Origin of the sequence: Sphaerisporangium sp. NPDC051017 (assembly GCF_040683095.1) — a bacterium.
GTDB lineage: Bacteria > Actinomycetota > Actinomycetes > Streptosporangiales > Streptosporangiaceae > Sphaerisporangium.
In genome coordinates, this window is sequence record NZ_JBFBCI010000025.1 from 46,234 (window position 1) to 62,414 (window position 16,181).

Consider the following 16,181-nt stretch of genomic DNA (forward strand, 5'->3'; position numbering starts at 1 on the left):
ACGAGCACGATCGGCCGCGCCGAGGTGGCCGCATGACAAGGAGCACGACGATGAGCATCGAGCCGGCCACGGTGTGGGCGGACTGGGCACGGGCGGTGCCCGCCCTCGGGCCCTCCACCGTCCACGACGCCCCCGACGACCTGGCCGCCGCGGCGGTGCTGCTCACCCGCGCCGGACTCGGCCAGGAACACGTGGTCTACGAGCAGGCGGGGATCTGGTACTTCGCCGCGGGGAACGCCGTCACGCTCACCGTGGACGCGGCGCAGGTCGTCGCCCGTGCCCGGGGCCGCACCTGGATCGTGCCGATCGACGGCCGGCCGCTGGACCAGGTCGCCGGCGCGGTCGCGGCGCTGGGGCGGACCGGCGCGGCGGACCGTCACCTGTACGGGTGGGCCGCCTTCGAACTCGCCCACGTGCTCCACGGCGACCCCGCCGAAGCGGGGACCGAGCCGCTGCTGCACCTCATCGTGCCCAGCGTCGAGGTCGCGCTGCGCCCCGGCAAGGCCGAGGTGCGCGCGGACGGCGACGCCTGGACCAGGAAGATCCGCGCCCTACTCACGTCCGAGCCCGCGCCCGATGCCCGGGTCGCGGCCGATGCCCAGGTCGCGGCGGCCCTTCCGGCGCTGCCCGACGCCGAGCGGCTCATCGCCGCGGGCGGGCACGCCTACCGCCAGGCGGTCGCCCGGGGCGTCGCCGACATTCACGCGGGTCTCATCGGCAAGGCCGTCCTCTCGCGGGCCGTGCCGCTGCCCCCTGGTGACGTGCCCGACTTCGCCGCCACCTACCTCGTCGGCCGCCGGGCGAACACCCCCGCGCGATCGTTCCTGCTGAACCTCGGGGGCTGGCAGGCGGCGGGCTTCAGTCCGGAGACCGTGGTCGAGGTCGACCCGAGCGGCCGCGTCTCCACCCAGCCACTCGCGGGGACCCGCGCTTTCGGGCCGGACCCGGAGGAGAACGAGCGTCTGCGCCGCGAACTCCTCACCGACGCGAAGGAGGTGCACGAGCACGCGATCTCCGTACGGCTCGCCTGCGAGCAGATGGAATCGATCTGCAGGCCCGGGTCGGTGATCGTCGAGGAGTTCATGACGGTCAAGGAGCGTGGGTCGGTGCAGCACCTCGCGTCCCGGGTCGCCGGGAGGTTGGAGGAGGCCGTCGGCCCCTGGTCGGCGTTCGGGGCTCTCTTCCCGGCCATCACGGCGACCGGTGTGCCGAGAGCCGCCGCCCTCACGGCCCTGACCCGGCATGAGGCAGGGCCCAGGGGGCTCTACGGCGGCGCCGTCTTCCGGGCGGGGACGGACGGCTCACTCGATGCCGCGCTGGTCCTGCGGACGCTGTTCGGCAGGGGACGGCGCACCTGGCTCCGTGCCGGAGCCGGAGTGATGGGGCAGTCCGCTCCCGAGCGCGAATACGAAGAAACATGCGAGAAGTTGCGGAGTGTTGTCCCGTACCTGCGCTTTCAGAGTCTTTTGAGGGATTCCGAAAACCTTTCCGGCTAGTTTTATCGCGGTACGCAGTCGCTTTGGGGATCGGGGCGGATCCTCTGAGTATCGTGAGGGGGGAATAGGGCGTCGGTGAGCGTCACCTCGCCGGTAGGCATACCAGGGGGAATCATGACGGCTTTTACCGAGCACCGCCCTCATGCGGGCCACAGTCACCAGCACGGGCCGGGCTGCGGACACGTGGCGGTGCCCCACGGCGATCACGTCGATTACGTCCATGACGGATGTCTGCACAAATTGCATGAAGACCACGTCGATGAATGCGAACCGGCGAAGCACACCATCCATTCACATCACGATCACCAGCATGGCCCGGCATGCGGTCACGTTTCCGTACCCCACGAGGACCACGTCGATTACATTCACGACGGCCACCGCCACGCCCTCCACGAAAGCCACTGGGACGATCACTGAGCGCATTTTCATCCTGCTTCGCGAAGCCGAATGCCAAGGATCGCCTCGCCGGAGCGCGATGGCGGTGGGCGGCCGGTCCCCTGATGGAGGCTCCGGTCCGCCCCGGGTCCCGTGGAGTGGGATCGGAGTGTCCGCCTGGGGTGCTCAGACGCTACGAAGGACCGAGACCACGACGCCCAGGACCACGGCGCCGTCGCCGTCGATGACGTCGTAGGCGGGGTTGCGTGGTTCGAGATAGATGTGCCCGTCACGCCGGCGGTACACCTTGACGGTGGCCTCGCCGTCGATCATCGCGGCGACGATCTGGCCCGAGTGGGCCTCGGGCTGCTGCCGCACCACGACGACGTCGCCGTCGCAGATCGCGGCGTCGATCATCGAATCGCCCCGCACACGAAGACCGAACACGGTGCCACGCCCGGTGAGATCGCGGGGCAGGGTCAGCATGTCGTCCACGTGCTGTTCGGCCGTGATGGGACTGCCCGCGGCGATGTCTCCGACCACGGGTACGGACACCAGGTCGCCGGCCGGTTTCGGTGCCGAGGCCCGCAGGAACAGACGCACATCGATCGGCCGGGTCATCGTCGTGCCCCGGCGGAGGAACCCCTTCTCCTCCAGGCTCCTCAGGTGTTTCGACACCGACGAGGACGACCGCAGCCCGACCGCGTCGCCGATCTCGCGTGCGCTCGGCGGATACCCGTACCTGACCACCCAGTCCCGGATCGTGGCCAGGATCCGCTGCTGGCGCTGTGGCAGGGCCGAGAAGTCCAGATACTCGAACGGGTCGGGATCGTCGAAGGTGGTCACCTGCGGAATCCTAAACGCGGCGGCACCGGTGGCGCGTTCTTCCGGCCTTGCCACGCTCGTGCTCGTTCTGGGGACGGTCCTGCCGGGCCGCTTCCTCGGTGAGCCGCGGGGAAGCGGCGGTAAGCTGACCGCGCGGGCGCACTCGGAGAGCGATCATGAGAATCCTCGGAATGATTTCCGGTACCTCCCACGACGGCATCGACGCGGGCCTGGTCGCCTTCGACCTGCACTACGCCGGCGGCACGCTCGCCGGGGTGGTCGAGTACACGGCGGTCACCCCGTACTCACGCGAACTCCGCGCACGCCTGGCCAAGGCGCTTCCCCCCGCGGCGGTCACCCTCGCCGAGGTGTGCGAGCTGGACACGCTCATCGGCCAGAGCTTCGCCGAGGCCGCCGCCATGGCGATCAAGCGGGCCGGGCCGGTCGACCTGATCGTCTCGCACGGTCAGACCGTCTTCCACTGGGTCGATGGCGCCCATGCCAGGGGGACCCTGCAGATCGGCCAGCCCGCCTGGATCGCGGAGCGCACGGGAACCCCCGTGCTGTCCGACGTTCGCGTCCGCGACATCACGGCCGGCGGGCATGGCGCCCCCCTCGTCTGCCTGCTCGACGTCCTGCTGCTCGCCGGGCACCCGGGCACTGCGGCCGTGCTCAACCTGGGCGGGATCTCGAATATGACGGTGGTGCGCGGCCAGGGCGATCTCCTCGCCTACGACATCGGCCCGGGGAACGCGCTCATCGACGCCGTCGTGGCAAGCCGGGGGCTGAACACGCGCGGGTTCGACGAGGACGGGCGCATCGCCGCCTCCGGGAGGGTCGACGAACGCCTTCTCGCGGTCCTGCTCGATGACCCCTACTATCGGCTGCCCGCCCCCAAGAGCACCGGCAAGGAGCTCTTCCACGCTCCCTACGTCGAGGACGCGATGGCGAAGGCGGGCGTCCGGCCCGACGGCCCCGACCTGGTCGCGACCCTCACCGAGCTGACCGTGCGTACGGTCGCGCGTGAGGTGACGGCCGCCGGTGCCGACCTCCTCGTCGCCTCCGGCGGCGGATGCCGCAACCGCGTGCTGGTGGACGGCCTTCGCCGCGCGCTCGCGGACGTGACCTTCACCTTCTCCGACGAGTACGGCGCCCCCGCCGACGGCAAGGAGGCCATCGCCTTCGCCCTCATCGGCTGGCATACCATGCACGGCCTGCCGGGAACCGTACCGGCCGGCACCGGGGCGCGTGCCCCACGCGTCCTCGGCACGCTCACCCCCGGCTCGGAGCCGCTCGTCCTCCCGGCCCCACTGTCAGCCCCTCCCCGAGCCCTGACCCTGACCCGACCGGCGGTTCAGTTTCTGGCGGCCGCCGACAGGTCGAAGACGTGAATGATGTTCGGGGTGTCGGCCAGGACGTGCGGCGCGAGCGCGTGGTAAGCCCAGACGTGCACCCACGCGTTGCCGGTTCGCACGGTGAGCACCGTCTTGAACATCCCGGGCGCGAAGTAGGTCGACAGCAGGAACAGGAGGGAGAGGACGGCGTTGCCCGGGGTGTCGAACAAGGTCCACGCATCCCAGATGTGCAACGCGGTGTACGTCAGTCCTCCCAGGATCACCGTGGTCGCCGTCGACCCGGTGAGGCGCATGAAGCGCGGCACCAGGATCGCGTAGATGAAGATCATGGCGGGCAGCACGGCGCCGGCGAGGTACAACACGAAGGTCAGCGGTACCCCGAGCATCAGCTGACGGCCCGTGAGATCGAAGATTCCCGGATCCAGCACGGCGATCTGGACGAGAGACTCGAGCAGGAGGATCACGCCGATCAGCACAGCGTCGGCTCGCCGGTCATTGGAGCGCAGGTTGAGCGCCTCGGCTGGGTATCGCCGCCTGAAGAAGATCAGGGGCACCACAGCGTAGACGGTGAGGTTGTAGCAGGCCCAGGCGATGGACTCCATGGGCTGGACATGCTCATGGGTGCCGTAGATGGAACCGGCGAGGTGGAGCGCGAACGGATGCCATCCGGCGAGCCGGGCCAGGACGAAGCCCAGCGCCAACCCGCCGGCCCCGTACAGCAACATCAAGAGCGTTTCGCGGGCGGCGACCGCGCGTTCCGGGGCTCGCTCGGCGAGATCGGGTATCGCGCGCTTGCGGGTGAGCCCGTAGGTCAAGGCAGTGAGCAGGAACACCTCGGCCAACCCCAGGTTGGTCTGGATGAGGTACTCGCCCGGCGTACGTGTGGTGGCGGCCGGCCAGTCGAACGGGAGCGCGTCCCCCGCCAGGGCAAGCACCAAGGCGTTGCCGGACAGCCAACCCAGGACGGTGATCTGGACGCTGCGACGGCGGAGCAGTGTGGCCAGTCCACCGCCCGGCCGCGACCGGCGTCTCAAACGGTCGATCCGTGTCATGAACCTCTCCGTCCATTAAGTAACACAGCTGTGCTAGAAACGGATGGTAGTACAGTCGTGCTATAAAAAGTCAATGCCGAGAGTGGTGGATCCGGTCGAACGGCGGCGAGAGATCGCCGACGCTGTGCTGCGGGTGGTGCGCCGTGACGGCCTGGAGCACGCGTCCGTACGAAACGTGGCGCGCGAGGCGGGTCTGTCGATGGGATCACTGCGTCATTACTTCGCGACCCAGTCCGAGTTGATGGTGTTCGCGTTCCGCAGCGTCATCGAGCGGATCGAAGATCGTCTCGCTCGGTTGGAGCCCGAACCCGACCCGCGACGGCGGGCGGAACGGACGTTGCTTGAACTGCTCCCTCTCGACGACGAACGACGCGCCGAGAACGAGGTCTGGCTGGCCTTCACCGCACGAGCCGCGTACGACCCCGCGCTACGTCCACTCCGGGACGGTGGGTACGAAGCTTTGCGTGCCGGTTGCCACACCATGATCATGGATCTCTCCGACGCCGGCTTGGCCCCGGCCGACGTACCGGCTCAGACCGAACGCCTGCATGCGCTGCTGGACGGCCTCGCCGTGCACGCCGCCGTGCGGCCGGACCTCCATACCGCTGAGTCGCTGACCGCGAGCGTCGCGCGCCACCTCGACGGCCTCGCGATCGAACGCCGCGGCGACAGGCGCACAGGCGGGGAGGAGGAGAGCCTTGCCGAGGGTTTGGGGAGTACTTGCGCGAGGGGATCGGATGAGGACGGCAATTCCTGACACGACACAGAGCGTCCCGAAGCCCAGCACGCTCTCATCGCGGCGGCGAGTTCCTCGCTCAGACGCCGTGACATGGCGTTGTGCCCGCCCGGTCGTGCCAGACTGATGGTTCGAGTTGCCGTGCGACATCGGCGGCCGTGGCGTAGTGCTCGGTGGCACGGGCGGGGTCGCCCAGGAACTCCGCCAGCCGGCCCAGTGTGAGGCCGGCGGGGCCGAGGGTCATCGCCACGGTCGGCAGGCCGATCATCTCCTCCTGCGCCGGGAGGAGGAGGCGGTAGCACTTCTCGGCCACCTCGCGGTGGCCGAGGGCCATCGCGTTTTCCGCGCGGAGTGCCAGGTTGACTCTCAGGAAGATGTCCCGCCGCGGCCAGCGGTCTGCCGGCCAGGCGGACCGGGCGTCGTCCAGGCTTCCGGCGGCGACCAGCACCTGCTCACCTGCGCCGACGTACCCCTTGTCCCCCAGCGCGATCACTCCCGCGGCGTCCAGTCTCTGGGCCGCCGCAGATCGTGGACCGAGCCGGGAAGCGAGCCCGAGGTCCACAGCGGCGTGCCATCCGGGGCGGCGATGACCTGGATGTTCATCCCGTGCTTCTTATGCTTGCCCGAGTAGTACGGCCGATCGGCGGCCACCCGGTCGATCGGGATCAGCGTGCCGTCCACGATCACGAACGGGTATCCGGCCTAATTGGCGGCGCGTAACGCCTGGTCCAGGGTGGGTGCGCGGCGGGCGAGCAGGGCGATCGCCTCGCGGACGTAGCGCCAGGCGAGCTCGGCTCGGCCAGCGGGCTCAGTTCGGCCGTGACGCCGCTGATAGCGGAGAGTGACCGACCTGGATGGCAAGTTTTGATCTTTGTAGGCTGGCTTGTCGGCCATGATCACTAAAGCTGCTGTTGTGTCTTTCTTTATGCTCTCTTTACGGATAGTTTCCTGAACGTCGAATCCATGTTCGAGTGGCCTGTGTGGAAGTGCGGGCCACTCGCATGCACGCGGGAGAACCAAGTGACCCCGGCCTCAGGAAGAGGAGGGCTTCCGCCTTCCCACTCCATGAACAGGTGGCGTGGACGCCGCCTTGTGAACGCTGTCGCCGCGACGCTGAGCGCGACGCTGGTCATCGGCCTGGCGGTGGCGCCGTCATGGGCGCAGCAAGAACCGCCATCCCCTACTCAGAACCCTGCCGCCGTGCCCGCGGCCGAGGCGGGCACGCGGGTCGTCGACAAGGTCGTGAAAGCCGCCAGCGAGAAGGCGCGCAAGACCGGTCAGCGCGTGGAGATCCCGTCCCGGCGGACCGAGACGTCCACGCTGTACGCCAACCCGACGGCAGGACGCTCCGGATGGAGCAGTACCTGCAGCCCATCCGGGTCAAGAACGCCAAGGGCGACGGCTTCGTCCCGGTCGACACCACTCTCGTCGAGGCGGACGGTGTCGTCGGGCCCAAGGCCGCCAAAGGTGACCTGACGCTGTCGGCCGGCGGCGACACCGCCGTGATCAAGAGCAAGGGCGCTGGCGCGGTCACGCGGATCGATGCTCCCGGCAAGCTGTCCGCGCCAACCCTCAACGGCAGCACCGCCACCTACTCGTCGGCGTACGGCAAGGGCATCGACCTGGTCGTCACCGCCACCCCGGCCGGTTTCCGGCAGCAGATCGTCATCCGGCGACGACCGGCCGACCCGGTGACCTTCCGCGTTCCGGTGGACCTGCCCAAGGGTCTCTCCTTCGGCGAGAACGCCAAGGGGGCGCCGACGCTGAAAGGCGGTGACGGCACACGTCCTGTCGACATCCGACCGGCACTGCTGCTGGACGCGGTCGCGGCGGACCCGAACGGCGATCTCGACACCGCCAGGGTCGGCAGGGCCGCGGTCAGCCTGGACGGCTCGGCGCTGGTGTACACGCCCGATCCGGCCTTCCTCGCCGACCAGGCGACGTCGTACCCGGTGACCATGGCCGTGGTCGATGACGACTGGTTCGAGTGCACCCTGGGGAACTGCCCTGCCGGAACAGGCGAGTCGATGGACACCTTCGTCAATGACGTCGACCTAACCGACAGCTGGGACAACTTCCAACTGGACCGCATCCTGGTCGGCAAGTCCAACACCGGCACGAAACGCTGGCGTAGCTACATCCAGTTCCCGATGCCTCCCCAGGGTGACCTCTTCTGGGGGTCCACGATCCAGAACGCGGACCTGGAACTGTGGAACTACTTGTCCAACGCGTGTGGCGAGGTCGTCGGGTCAGGCGTCACCGCTAGGCGGATCACCTCCGACTGGGATGAGCTGACCCTGCTGTGGTCCACCCAGCCCACGGTCACCAACGTGGGCGCGGACACCGAGTACGGCGCCTACAGCACCGACTGCGCCGGGGGGATGAACTACGCGCACGACCTCATCCACTCGGTCAACGGGATCGTCCAGGCCTGGGCCGACGGCGAGCCGAACTACGGCATCCAACTTCGCGCGGGCAACGAGTCGGACCTGACCAACTGGCGGCGCTACCGCACCCGCGAGCAGACCGACGGCGGGCTGGCTCATGGTCCCAGGCTCACCGTCGACTTCGAGCCTCCGGCGCCGCCACGCAGGGAGACGGTCGTGATCTCCGCGCCCGAGCCGCTCACGTCGTTTCCCGAGTACGACGAAGCGGTGGCGAAGTCGATGTACGTCCCCGACGCGCCTGTGGCGCCCTCATCGCTGGTGATGAGCGAGGAAACCGTCTCCGCCGCCTGGATGCACCGTGACGGGCAGCCTTATCTGGTCGGAACCGACATGCTCGACTCGGTCGAGGCGTCGCCCAGTGGTCCCGACACCACGAGCCCAGACGAGGAGGACACCCTCGCCCCGCGCGTCCTCGTCGCCGAGCCAGCGAGCGACGCGACAGAGGTTGCCCTTGACGCGAAGGTGCGCGTGACGTTCACCGAGCCGATCGACGAGGCCGAACTCTCGGTGAAGACGTCACATGGCACCGTGATCGAGGGCACGATCACCCGCGACGCCGCGCAGAAGGTGGTGACGTTCACTCCCCAGCAGGCGCTGAGCCCGGGCACGACGTACACGGTCGACGTCTCAGGGGCCATCGATGAGTGGGAGAACGCGATGGATCCCTACTCCTGGTCGTTTCGGACAGTCGAGGGGGTAGCTGCCCACTGGACCTTCGACGAGGGCACCGGGAACACCGCCGCCGACTCGGCGGGCGATCACGACGCGACGCTGAACGACAGGGCGGCCTGGGGGCCCGGAAAGAGCGGAAACGCGGTTTCCAGCACGGATGGGCCGGCGGCTGGTTCCCCCGTGTCGGGCATGACGTTCGAGGATCACTCCGACGACGGGTACGTGCTGTTCACCGGCGCGGACGGCTCTCAGCTCACCTACACCCGGCAGGCGGACGGCACCTACGAGCGCGAGTCCGACCCCGCCGACACCTCCAAGGTCGTCAAGGATTCGCCCACCCAGTTCACCCACACCGCCGCGGACGGCGTCAGGACCGTCTTCACGGCGGTCACCGCGCCGGTCGCCGCTCCCGCGCACCTGTTCGCTGACACGGCGACCCCGGCGGTCGCGGCGGTCGAGGAGTCCGACTCACTGGAACTGGGGGTGAAGTTCACCGTCGACCAGCCCGGCCTGGTCACCGGGGTACGGTTCTACAAGGGGCCGGGCAACACCGGAACCCACATCGGCAACCTGTGGACCACAGCGGGGCAGAAACTGGCGACGGGGACGTTCACCGGCGAGACCGAGTCCGGATGGCAGACGCTCACCTTCGCCGCCCCGGTGCAAGTGGTGCCCGATACGACATACGTGGCGTCCTACTTCGCCCCGTCCGGGCACTATTCCTTTAACGACGACTTCTTCAGCTCGGCCACCGACAGCCCTCCGCTGCACGCCCCGGCCACCACCGAGGTGTACGGCGGCAACGGCGTCTACGCCTACGGCGCCTCTTCGCTGATGCCGTCCGGCAGTTTTCACGGCGGCAACTACTGGGTGGACGTCGAGTTCGTGCTCAACCAGGGGCAGCCCGATCCCGCTCTGTCCGGGGTGAGCACGAAGCACCTGTTCGGCGCGACCGCAACCCCGGGGACCGGGGCCTCCACCGACCCCGACCCGCTGGAGCTGGGGGTGAAATTCACCGCCGACCAGCCCGGATTCGTCACCGGGGTCCGGTTCTACAAGGGGCCGGGCAACACCGGAGCCCACATCGGGAACCTGTGGACCGCCTCGGGGGTGAAACTGGCAACGGGGACGTTCACCGGCGAGACCGAATCCGGGTGGCAGACGCTCACCTTCGCCGCGCCGGTCCAGGTGACTTCGGGAACCACCTATGTGGCGTCCTACTACGCCCCGGCCGGCCGCTACGCGTTCGACGCCGGGCACTTCGCCACGGCGACCGACAACCCGCCGCTGCACGCTCCGGCGACCACCGAGGTGTACGGCGGTAACGGGGTCTACGGCTATGGCCCGGCCTCGCAGTTCCCGACCAGCACCTACGGCGGCGGCAACTACTGGGTCGACGTGAACTTCGCCTCCAACCTGGCACGCTGGGTCGTCGGGGCTGTTCACCCGGCCGAGGAGCCGCTGGCGAAGACCGTCGGCCCCGTGCTCCGCACGGACGAGAGCCTCACCGTCAGCGCCTGGCTGCGGTGGGACGACAAGGACGGCGACTACAGGGTGCTCGAGCAGAAGGGCGAACACCAGGCGCCCTTCCGCCTGGGCAACACACCGGACCACGGTCTGGTGTTCACCTTCACCGGCGACGACTCTCCCGGCGCGACGGCCGAGGGCGTGCTGTCCAACGTCGAACCGCCGGTGGGCGAATGGTTCCATCTCACCGGTGTGTACGACGCCGTGGCCAGGAGCGCGACGCTGTACCTCAACGGCGAGCAGATCGGCACCGCTCAGCTGACCCACTCGGCGTGGAACGCCGACGCCGCCATGCGGCTCGGACCGGGCATGGCCGGTGCCGTCGACGAGGTCAAGTTGTACCAGCGGGCGCTGAGCGGCGCCGATATCGTCGGCCTGTACGCCGAACCCCTCGGTGCCGCAGCCCGGCGTGGTTCCGGGGCGAAGGAGAAGACGGCGCCAGCCAAGGCGGCGACGGCCGGTGCGGTCAGCGCCCCCGGCTTCGACTACGAGCACATCGACCTGCAGGACTGCAAAGAGACGCCTGGTGACTACCAGTACCGGCAGGCCCGCATCCAGGAGAAGCCCTATTACTCCTGCTGGTCCTCCTACCTCTATGTTCAGGATTTCGAGGAGGACCCGATAACCAGGACGATGAAGAAGTCCGCCAAGAGGTCCAGCCTGATCAAGCAGTTGTCGAAGGTCTTCGGAAGCGCGGCGTTCGAGGATGATGACATGTTCCGGTTCCGGGCGACCTGGGTCATCCACAGCTACCTCGGCGACGAGACCGGCGCCAAGGTGGTCAAGGGGGCGGGAACCGACCTGCTGCCCCAGGACATGAAGCTCTTCACGCGTCTCGACGAGATCGCGGTGACCGACGGGGACGGCCAGGTCAAGCTGTCGTCAGTCGATCTGGAGGGCCTGGATCTCAGTCTGGGCGTGTCCGTCGGCACGAAGAAGCCCGGCACGAACTGCAGCGTGCGGAGCGGGGACGCTCAGCGTAAGGACGTCTCTAAATGGCATGACGATCCTGACGACGTGTTCGTCATCCGGGCCGGCAGCCCCAGCCATACCAACGCGACCTGCACCATCCTTCCCATGATCTTCGTTTACGACGACCCGCTGGAGCCGATGCCGTTCCATCTGTGGAGCCAGTACGTCCTGGACGAGAACGGCAAGACGGTCGGCGTCCGGCGGAAGGGCGCGGGGAACGCCTCCGACCCGTTCTGGGCGCCCAATTTCCGCTGCGACTGGAAGGCATTCGGGGTGTCCCCCGAGGTGAACGACGGCGTGCCGGACCGGGTCGGAGGCTGTATCAACACCAGAAGTCACCGCGTGTTCAGGATGTCGAAGACGCGGGACGCGAACTTCATCGAGGTGGTTCAGCACATCGAGGACGCGCTCGACTGGAACACGAACGCGAACACGTTCCCGCCGATGCGGCCCTTGTACGACTGGACGAATCCGGAGTACCCGCCCACCAAGAAGAAACTCGGCAACGAAATCGTAAAGATAATTCCGGGGGACTGGGCCAACAACTATAGTGACCCCCTGGTGAGACGCCCGGAGGGCCAGCAGAGCATCAACAGGCAACAGTTCTCCAACATAGAGATGCACATGGACGTCGGCACGCCCGAAGAGACTCACTGGGTGCAGACCTACGGGACGAACTACTGCAAGTATTATTTCCGGGGGAAGTATCCGAACGCGTCGGACCCCAAGAGGCTGCCCGTCTCGGCCGGCCTTGAGTGCGACGAGTATCCTTTCGCCTCGACGTACCAAGGGGCCGCCACGGCGAACGGCGCATACTCTGTACGCGCGGTCAACGGTCGGCAGAACAATGCGCAGGGTGACGCGCTCAAGAGGTTCTACGCCGACTACCGGGTTGGCGCCGAGAACCCCTTCTGGGTGTTGATCGAGCCCTAACGCGATTGGAATCACCGGGCGGCGGCCGGGTGGCGGGCTGTTAAACTCGATGCCCCGCCACCCTCCGCCGAATATCACTCAGGACCGAATTATGCAGGATATGCTGCACGCCTTCCCTGCGGAAGGCCAATGGGATTTGCTGGTGGAGTACGGGCTGCACGAGAGGTTCAGCGCTCAATGGGTGGACATCGAAGACGTCGGCGAAGTCGCGAGGCGCCTCCGCGTTGATCCGGAATCGGCCACGCCCTGCGACTTCCAGACGGCCATGCGGTCGTACGCCATCGGCGACGGGACGATGCTCGTCTGGATCGGGGAACACGCGCCAGGCTGGTCGCACGTCCTCACGCTGAGCGGCGCGTCGACGCCCTGGAAGGCGATGGAAGCGCTGAGCGCGGGGCGGCGGCGCGTCCTCGACGCGTTCTGCATCGAGGACATCGGTCACCTTCAGGAGTTGCTCTACAGTTACGACGGCGCGTGCATCGGAAACGTGTGCCCGCCTTACCTCGGCGGCACGGTGGAGGTCGCGGAGTACGACGCGTACGCGACCGGGCTGGAACTCGCCGATGGCATGGGCACCGCCGAGCTCTTCGAGCGGTTCCTGTGCATGGCGGGACGCATCACGGGCCGGTTCATCGACCGGGAGTGGTTCTCATCGACGCGCACCCTTTATCGCATCCCAGAAGAATCGTGGAGCGACTGAGGTCGCGGCCCGGCGGTCCTGGAGGTCCGATTCCAGGGCGGGTGGCGAAATGGTTCGTCCGACTTGGTCGGGGTGGGAGCCCGCGACCGAAAGGACCGGTCTTGCCTTCTCGTTTTTCCAGATCCTGGCCGTGGATACTGCCCGGGTTCGTCGTGATCGCGCTGTGCGCGGGCGTCCTCACGATCTTCAAGGTCCCGGCGGCGACCGGCCTACCCTCGAAGGAGGGCGCGAACCGGTATCTGTTGTTCGCCCCTCCTCTCCCCAAGGTCCTGGATCTCGCCTCCGGCGCGACCCTCGGGCACATTCCCTCGCCGGACGGAAGCCTGATCGAGTACACCGCCCTCGCCCGGGAAAAAAGCTCCGGAGGCTACCTCGCGGCCACGGTGGTGCGCCATGGGGCCGCCGAGCCGCGGCCCGGTCCGCGCGGAGCCGTATCCAGCATCCACAGGCTCACGATGGACGACAAAGGAGTCGTCGAGGTTCAGGGCGCCATATCGGCCGGGATGGAAGGGGTCATCCGCAGCATCGCCGTGTCCCCGGCAGGTGAGATCGCCTACGCCAGGACGACCGCCGACGAGGACGACAAGCTCTCCTCCTTCGCCGGAGTCCTCGGCACCGGTCGGGAATGGCCTGTCCAGGAGCCTTACCGCCTCTACTGGAGCGATGAGAACACGCTCGTCTTTCCCTTCCGGGCCGAGCCCCCATGGACGCTGGGGATCGGGCCGGACGGTGAGAAGATCATCGCCGGCGGCGGAGTTTTGCCGACCCTCGACGTCAGGAGCGGGGCGGCCGGTACGTTGCCGGTTCCGCCCGACCTGACGTCCTATGGAATGGTGGAACTCCCTGACCACCGGATCATCTGGGCGACGGCCTCCCGGGACGGCGATGAGGACGTCATGTCGCTCGTCCTCTACGACGGGCCGACGGCCATCGGAACCGTATTCCGCGCGACGCAGGGCAAGATCGTGTCGATGACCCTGGACTCCACCGGTCGCCACCTTCTGGTCGGCCATGAGATCGTCAGACCCACCGGCACCGGTATGTACGATTTCCGGTTCGACCAGAAACTCGTCCGCGTCGACCTGCGGGGAACCTCCGGGCTGGCCACTCCCGCCACGGGCAGCCGCGGGGATCTCGCACTCCCTCAGGAGGTCGTCTGGCGGGGCAGTGACGAACTCGTCGCGGAAATAGCCTGGTAGCGCGTATGCGGTCAGGGCCGTGAGCCGGGAGGACACCTGACCCGGCGGCCGCTCGGGGTCTTCTGGGAAGGGAGGTAGGGCCCGCTGGGGGCTGGTGTGCGCTTAAGGGGCGGTCGGGCAGGAGAGTTCGGTCGGGCTTCGCCCTATCGGCGGTTTCGTACGATCTGGTCGATCGCGGCCATGAGTTCGACGTCCTCGGCGAGGGGCGGGTCGTTCTTGTCGCTGCAGCAGGCAGGCTTGGGCTGAGTTCGGCCCGCGCCATGGCCGGACCAGTCAGGCAGCTTGAAGGCCTCTTCCAGGAAGAGGTAGGGATCGGTGCGGTTGTCGTGCTTGTCGAGGATCAGGAAGGCGATGGTGTCGACTTCGGGGAAGCTCATCACCAGTCGCCAACTCTCGGGGAGTTGCACGACACAGAACCGGGGCCAGTCGCCTGGGCCGGACAGGCGGTAGTGCGCAGCGGCGCACCCCCGCTAAGCGCGATGTCGCGGTGGACCTCTACGAACGCTTCCTTGACGCGCCGGGGTGTCCTGGAGTCGCGCACGGTAGTGTCAATCTGCTTGGCCATGACGATATGAAAGCGGGCCGCGCGGGGGAATTCGCCGGTACGGCGGGCGCGTCGGCTCATGATCGGAGTAGCTCCTCCAGGTCATCTTCGTTGTATTCGACGAAGTCGGTGGTCTCGGCCAGCGCATCCTGCGCCCGTTGCAGCAGGTCGCGGTCACGAAGTGCATCGATCACCTTGGTAAGCCTGCGCCCGGCTTCGTCCTCGCCGATCTCGCGGAGCACCACCAGGACTCGGGCGAGTGAGGTAGCCGAGACACGCGCTACTCCCTCGCCTGGAACCGCCTCCAGTACGCCGTGGCCAATCCATGAGCGGATCGTGGGGATAGAAACCCCGAGAAGTCCTGCCGCTGTGGACAGGCGTACCGCAGACGGGCGAGGTCCACGATCGTGCCGTTGGGTCATGCGCCGGATCGCCGCGTGCAGAGCGCGGTCCGCGGTTGGTCGCTGAGCCAGGGACAGCAGGTCGGTGAGGTCCTCTACCACGAGCCGTGCTTGCTCGTCATGTGCGGCCATGCCTTCACCATACCCATCTTCTTTCAAAATGGAACCGCCTATTGAAAGTTGAGCTGGTCTCCGATCATGGTTGACCTCCTATTCTGGACGCTTGGCACTTGCCTGACTTTCCGGGTACCCCTGGCCCGCGGAGTCCCGGGAGATTGTTCAGCTTCCGAATATGAGCCGCCGGCGGCGTCGGTAGCCGGGTCTGGTCAGGGTCAGTAGCAGGCCGAGGATCGGCCCGGTGATCTTGCGGATGTGCGCCATTTCGTCCGGGTCGGCGTACTGGTCGACCCAGGCGAGTTCGAAGCGCGAGTTTTCGCTCCGGAGCGATTTCTCCAACGCCTTCCAGTCGGCGGTGGAGACGTACTGCTCGATGATCGGAAAGATCCTCCGCTCCTCCTCCTCGATGTGCTCGTCGAGGTGCTCGGACAGCGTGCGGACCGCGGCCTCGAATTCGGAGGCACCGCCTCGGCCGCTTGCGAAGGCGCGCGCCGCCAGGCGCGCTCGGTCGAGCAGGGGGTCGAGTTGGGAATGGTCGTCGGACAGGTCGGTAAGGTCCACGGCGGCGCCCGCCGACCGCTCGATCACCGGCCAGGCGGCCTCGTCCTCCCTGGCGTGGTGGTGGTGGATCATCGCGCAGAGGTCATCTGTGAAGCGGGCGATGGCGGCGGCACGGGTGGCGTCCGCCTGTTGGCGTCCCGCATCGAGGTCCTTGGCCAGCGTGAGGAGCCGGTGCACGTCGCCGCGCATGGCACGGTGGATGATGCGGATCCCTGTCAGGTCGGGGGTGTCCACGGTGGGTCTCCCTGATGTCCGAGTCGGTGTCGAAA

Annotated in this window: 13 protein-coding genes and 1 pseudogene; 6 read left to right on the forward strand and 8 right to left on the reverse strand. The window is 67.7% G+C overall.

What is annotated here, in order from left to right; all coding sequences use genetic code 11:
• Positions 1-50 precede the first annotated feature (50 nt).
• Positions 51-1,496 carry a salicylate synthase gene (locus AB0M95_RS20835; protein ID WP_363766917.1) on the forward strand — a complete coding sequence of 482 codons (1,446 nt, stop codon included), beginning with the start codon at positions 51-53 and terminating at the stop codon, positions 1,494-1,496.
• A gap of 291 nt (positions 1,497-1,787) precedes the next feature.
• On the opposite strand, the gene AB0M95_RS20840 is transcribed toward AB0M95_RS20835, so the two are convergent.
• On the reverse strand, positions 1,788-1,910 hold the full coding sequence (locus AB0M95_RS20840) for a hypothetical protein (RefSeq protein ID WP_363766920.1): 123 nt from the start codon (positions 1,908-1,910) through the stop codon (positions 1,788-1,790).
• A gap of 147 nt (positions 1,911-2,057) precedes the next feature.
• On the reverse strand, positions 2,058-2,717 hold the full coding sequence (gene lexA / locus AB0M95_RS20845) for a transcriptional repressor LexA (RefSeq protein WP_363766923.1): 660 nt from the start codon (positions 2,715-2,717) through the stop codon (positions 2,058-2,060).
• A 155-nt stretch (positions 2,718-2,872) separates the two neighbouring features.
• Between lexA and AB0M95_RS20850 the strand changes: the two genes are divergently transcribed.
• On the forward strand, positions 2,873-4,087 hold the full coding sequence (locus tag AB0M95_RS20850) for an anhydro-N-acetylmuramic acid kinase (RefSeq protein WP_363766926.1): 1,215 nt from the start codon (positions 2,873-2,875) through the stop codon (positions 4,085-4,087).
• Here the strand turns inward: AB0M95_RS20850 and AB0M95_RS20855 are convergent.
• Positions 4,051-5,103, reverse strand: coding sequence for a hypothetical protein (locus AB0M95_RS20855; protein ID WP_363766929.1), 1,053 nt, complete (start codon positions 5,101-5,103; stop codon positions 4,051-4,053). The two genes, AB0M95_RS20850 and AB0M95_RS20855, sit on opposite strands and share 37 nt — an antisense overlap.
• 73 nt (positions 5,104-5,176) lie before the next feature.
• Between AB0M95_RS20855 and AB0M95_RS20860 the strand changes: the two genes are divergently transcribed.
• Positions 5,177-5,860, forward strand: coding sequence for a TetR/AcrR family transcriptional regulator (locus AB0M95_RS20860; protein ID WP_363766932.1), 684 nt, complete (start codon positions 5,177-5,179; stop codon positions 5,858-5,860).
• Positions 5,861-5,918: 58 nt separating this feature from the next.
• On the opposite strand, the gene AB0M95_RS20865 is transcribed toward AB0M95_RS20860, so the two are convergent.
• Both AB0M95_RS20865 and AB0M95_RS20870 read right to left on the reverse strand, forming a co-directional pair.
• Positions 5,919-6,332, reverse strand: coding sequence for a hypothetical protein (locus AB0M95_RS20865; RefSeq protein WP_363766935.1), 414 nt, complete (start codon positions 6,330-6,332; stop codon positions 5,919-5,921).
• A gap of 26 nt (positions 6,333-6,358) precedes the next feature.
• Positions 6,359-6,625, reverse strand: a pseudogene (locus tag AB0M95_RS20870) (transposase family protein); the annotation flags it as partial.
• Positions 6,626-7,191: 566 nt separating this feature from the next.
• Here AB0M95_RS20870 and AB0M95_RS20875 point away from each other — a divergent pair.
• The 3 genes from AB0M95_RS20875 to AB0M95_RS20885 all read left to right on the forward strand — a co-directional run bounded on the left by AB0M95_RS20875 (position 7,192) and on the right by AB0M95_RS20885 (position 14,289).
• A complete protein-coding gene (locus AB0M95_RS20875) occupies positions 7,192-12,390 on the forward strand; it encodes a DUF4082 domain-containing protein (RefSeq protein WP_363766938.1) in 5,199 nt (1,732 codons plus the stop codon).
• Positions 12,391-12,481: 91 nt separating this feature from the next.
• On the forward strand, positions 12,482-13,090 hold the full coding sequence (locus AB0M95_RS20880; protein ID WP_363766941.1) for a hypothetical protein: 609 nt from the start codon (positions 12,482-12,484) through the stop codon (positions 13,088-13,090).
• A gap of 101 nt (positions 13,091-13,191) precedes the next feature.
• A complete protein-coding gene (locus AB0M95_RS20885) occupies positions 13,192-14,289 on the forward strand; it encodes a hypothetical protein (RefSeq protein WP_363766944.1) in 1,098 nt (365 codons plus the stop codon).
• 143 nt (positions 14,290-14,432) lie between these two features.
• Here the strand turns inward: AB0M95_RS20885 and AB0M95_RS20890 are convergent, their stop codons facing one another.
• The 3 genes from AB0M95_RS20890 to AB0M95_RS20900 all read right to left on the reverse strand — a co-directional run bounded on the left by AB0M95_RS20890 (position 14,433) and on the right by AB0M95_RS20900 (position 16,146).
• Positions 14,433-14,696, reverse strand: coding sequence for a hypothetical protein (locus AB0M95_RS20890; RefSeq protein WP_363766947.1), 264 nt, complete (start codon positions 14,694-14,696; stop codon positions 14,433-14,435).
• A 214-nt stretch (positions 14,697-14,910) separates the two neighbouring features.
• Positions 14,911-15,366: a hypothetical protein gene (locus AB0M95_RS20895; RefSeq protein ID WP_363766950.1), complete on the reverse strand. Its 456-nt coding sequence runs from the start codon at positions 15,364-15,366 to the stop codon at positions 14,911-14,913.
• A gap of 147 nt (positions 15,367-15,513) precedes the next feature.
• Positions 15,514-16,146, reverse strand: a complete 633-nt coding sequence (locus AB0M95_RS20900) for a hemerythrin domain-containing protein (RefSeq protein WP_363766953.1) — start codon at positions 16,144-16,146, stop codon at positions 15,514-15,516.
• Between the last annotated feature and the right edge of the window lie 35 nt (positions 16,147-16,181).

What these genes read in the sequence shown, in the direction of transcription:
- AB0M95_RS20835 (WP_363766917.1), top strand. Translation starts at nt 51, where the DNA reads ATGAGCATCGAGCCGGCCACGGTGTGGGCGGACTGGGCACGGGCGGTG.
- AB0M95_RS20850 (WP_363766926.1), top strand. Translation starts at nt 2,873, where the DNA reads ATGAGAATCCTCGGAATGATTTCCGGTACCTCCCACGACGGCATCGAC.
- AB0M95_RS20855 (WP_363766929.1), bottom strand. Translation starts at nt 5,103, where the DNA reads ATGACACGGATCGACCGTTTGAGACGCCGGTCGCGGCCGGGCGGTGGA.
- AB0M95_RS20860 (WP_363766932.1), top strand. Translation starts at nt 5,177, where the DNA reads ATGCCGAGAGTGGTGGATCCGGTCGAACGGCGGCGAGAGATCGCCGAC.
- AB0M95_RS20875 (WP_363766938.1), top strand. Translation starts at nt 7,192, where the DNA reads ATGGAGCAGTACCTGCAGCCCATCCGGGTCAAGAACGCCAAGGGCGAC.
- AB0M95_RS20880 (WP_363766941.1), top strand. Translation starts at nt 12,482, where the DNA reads ATGCAGGATATGCTGCACGCCTTCCCTGCGGAAGGCCAATGGGATTTG.
- AB0M95_RS20895 (WP_363766950.1), bottom strand. Translation starts at nt 15,366, where the DNA reads ATGGCCGCACATGACGAGCAAGCACGGCTCGTGGTAGAGGACCTCACC.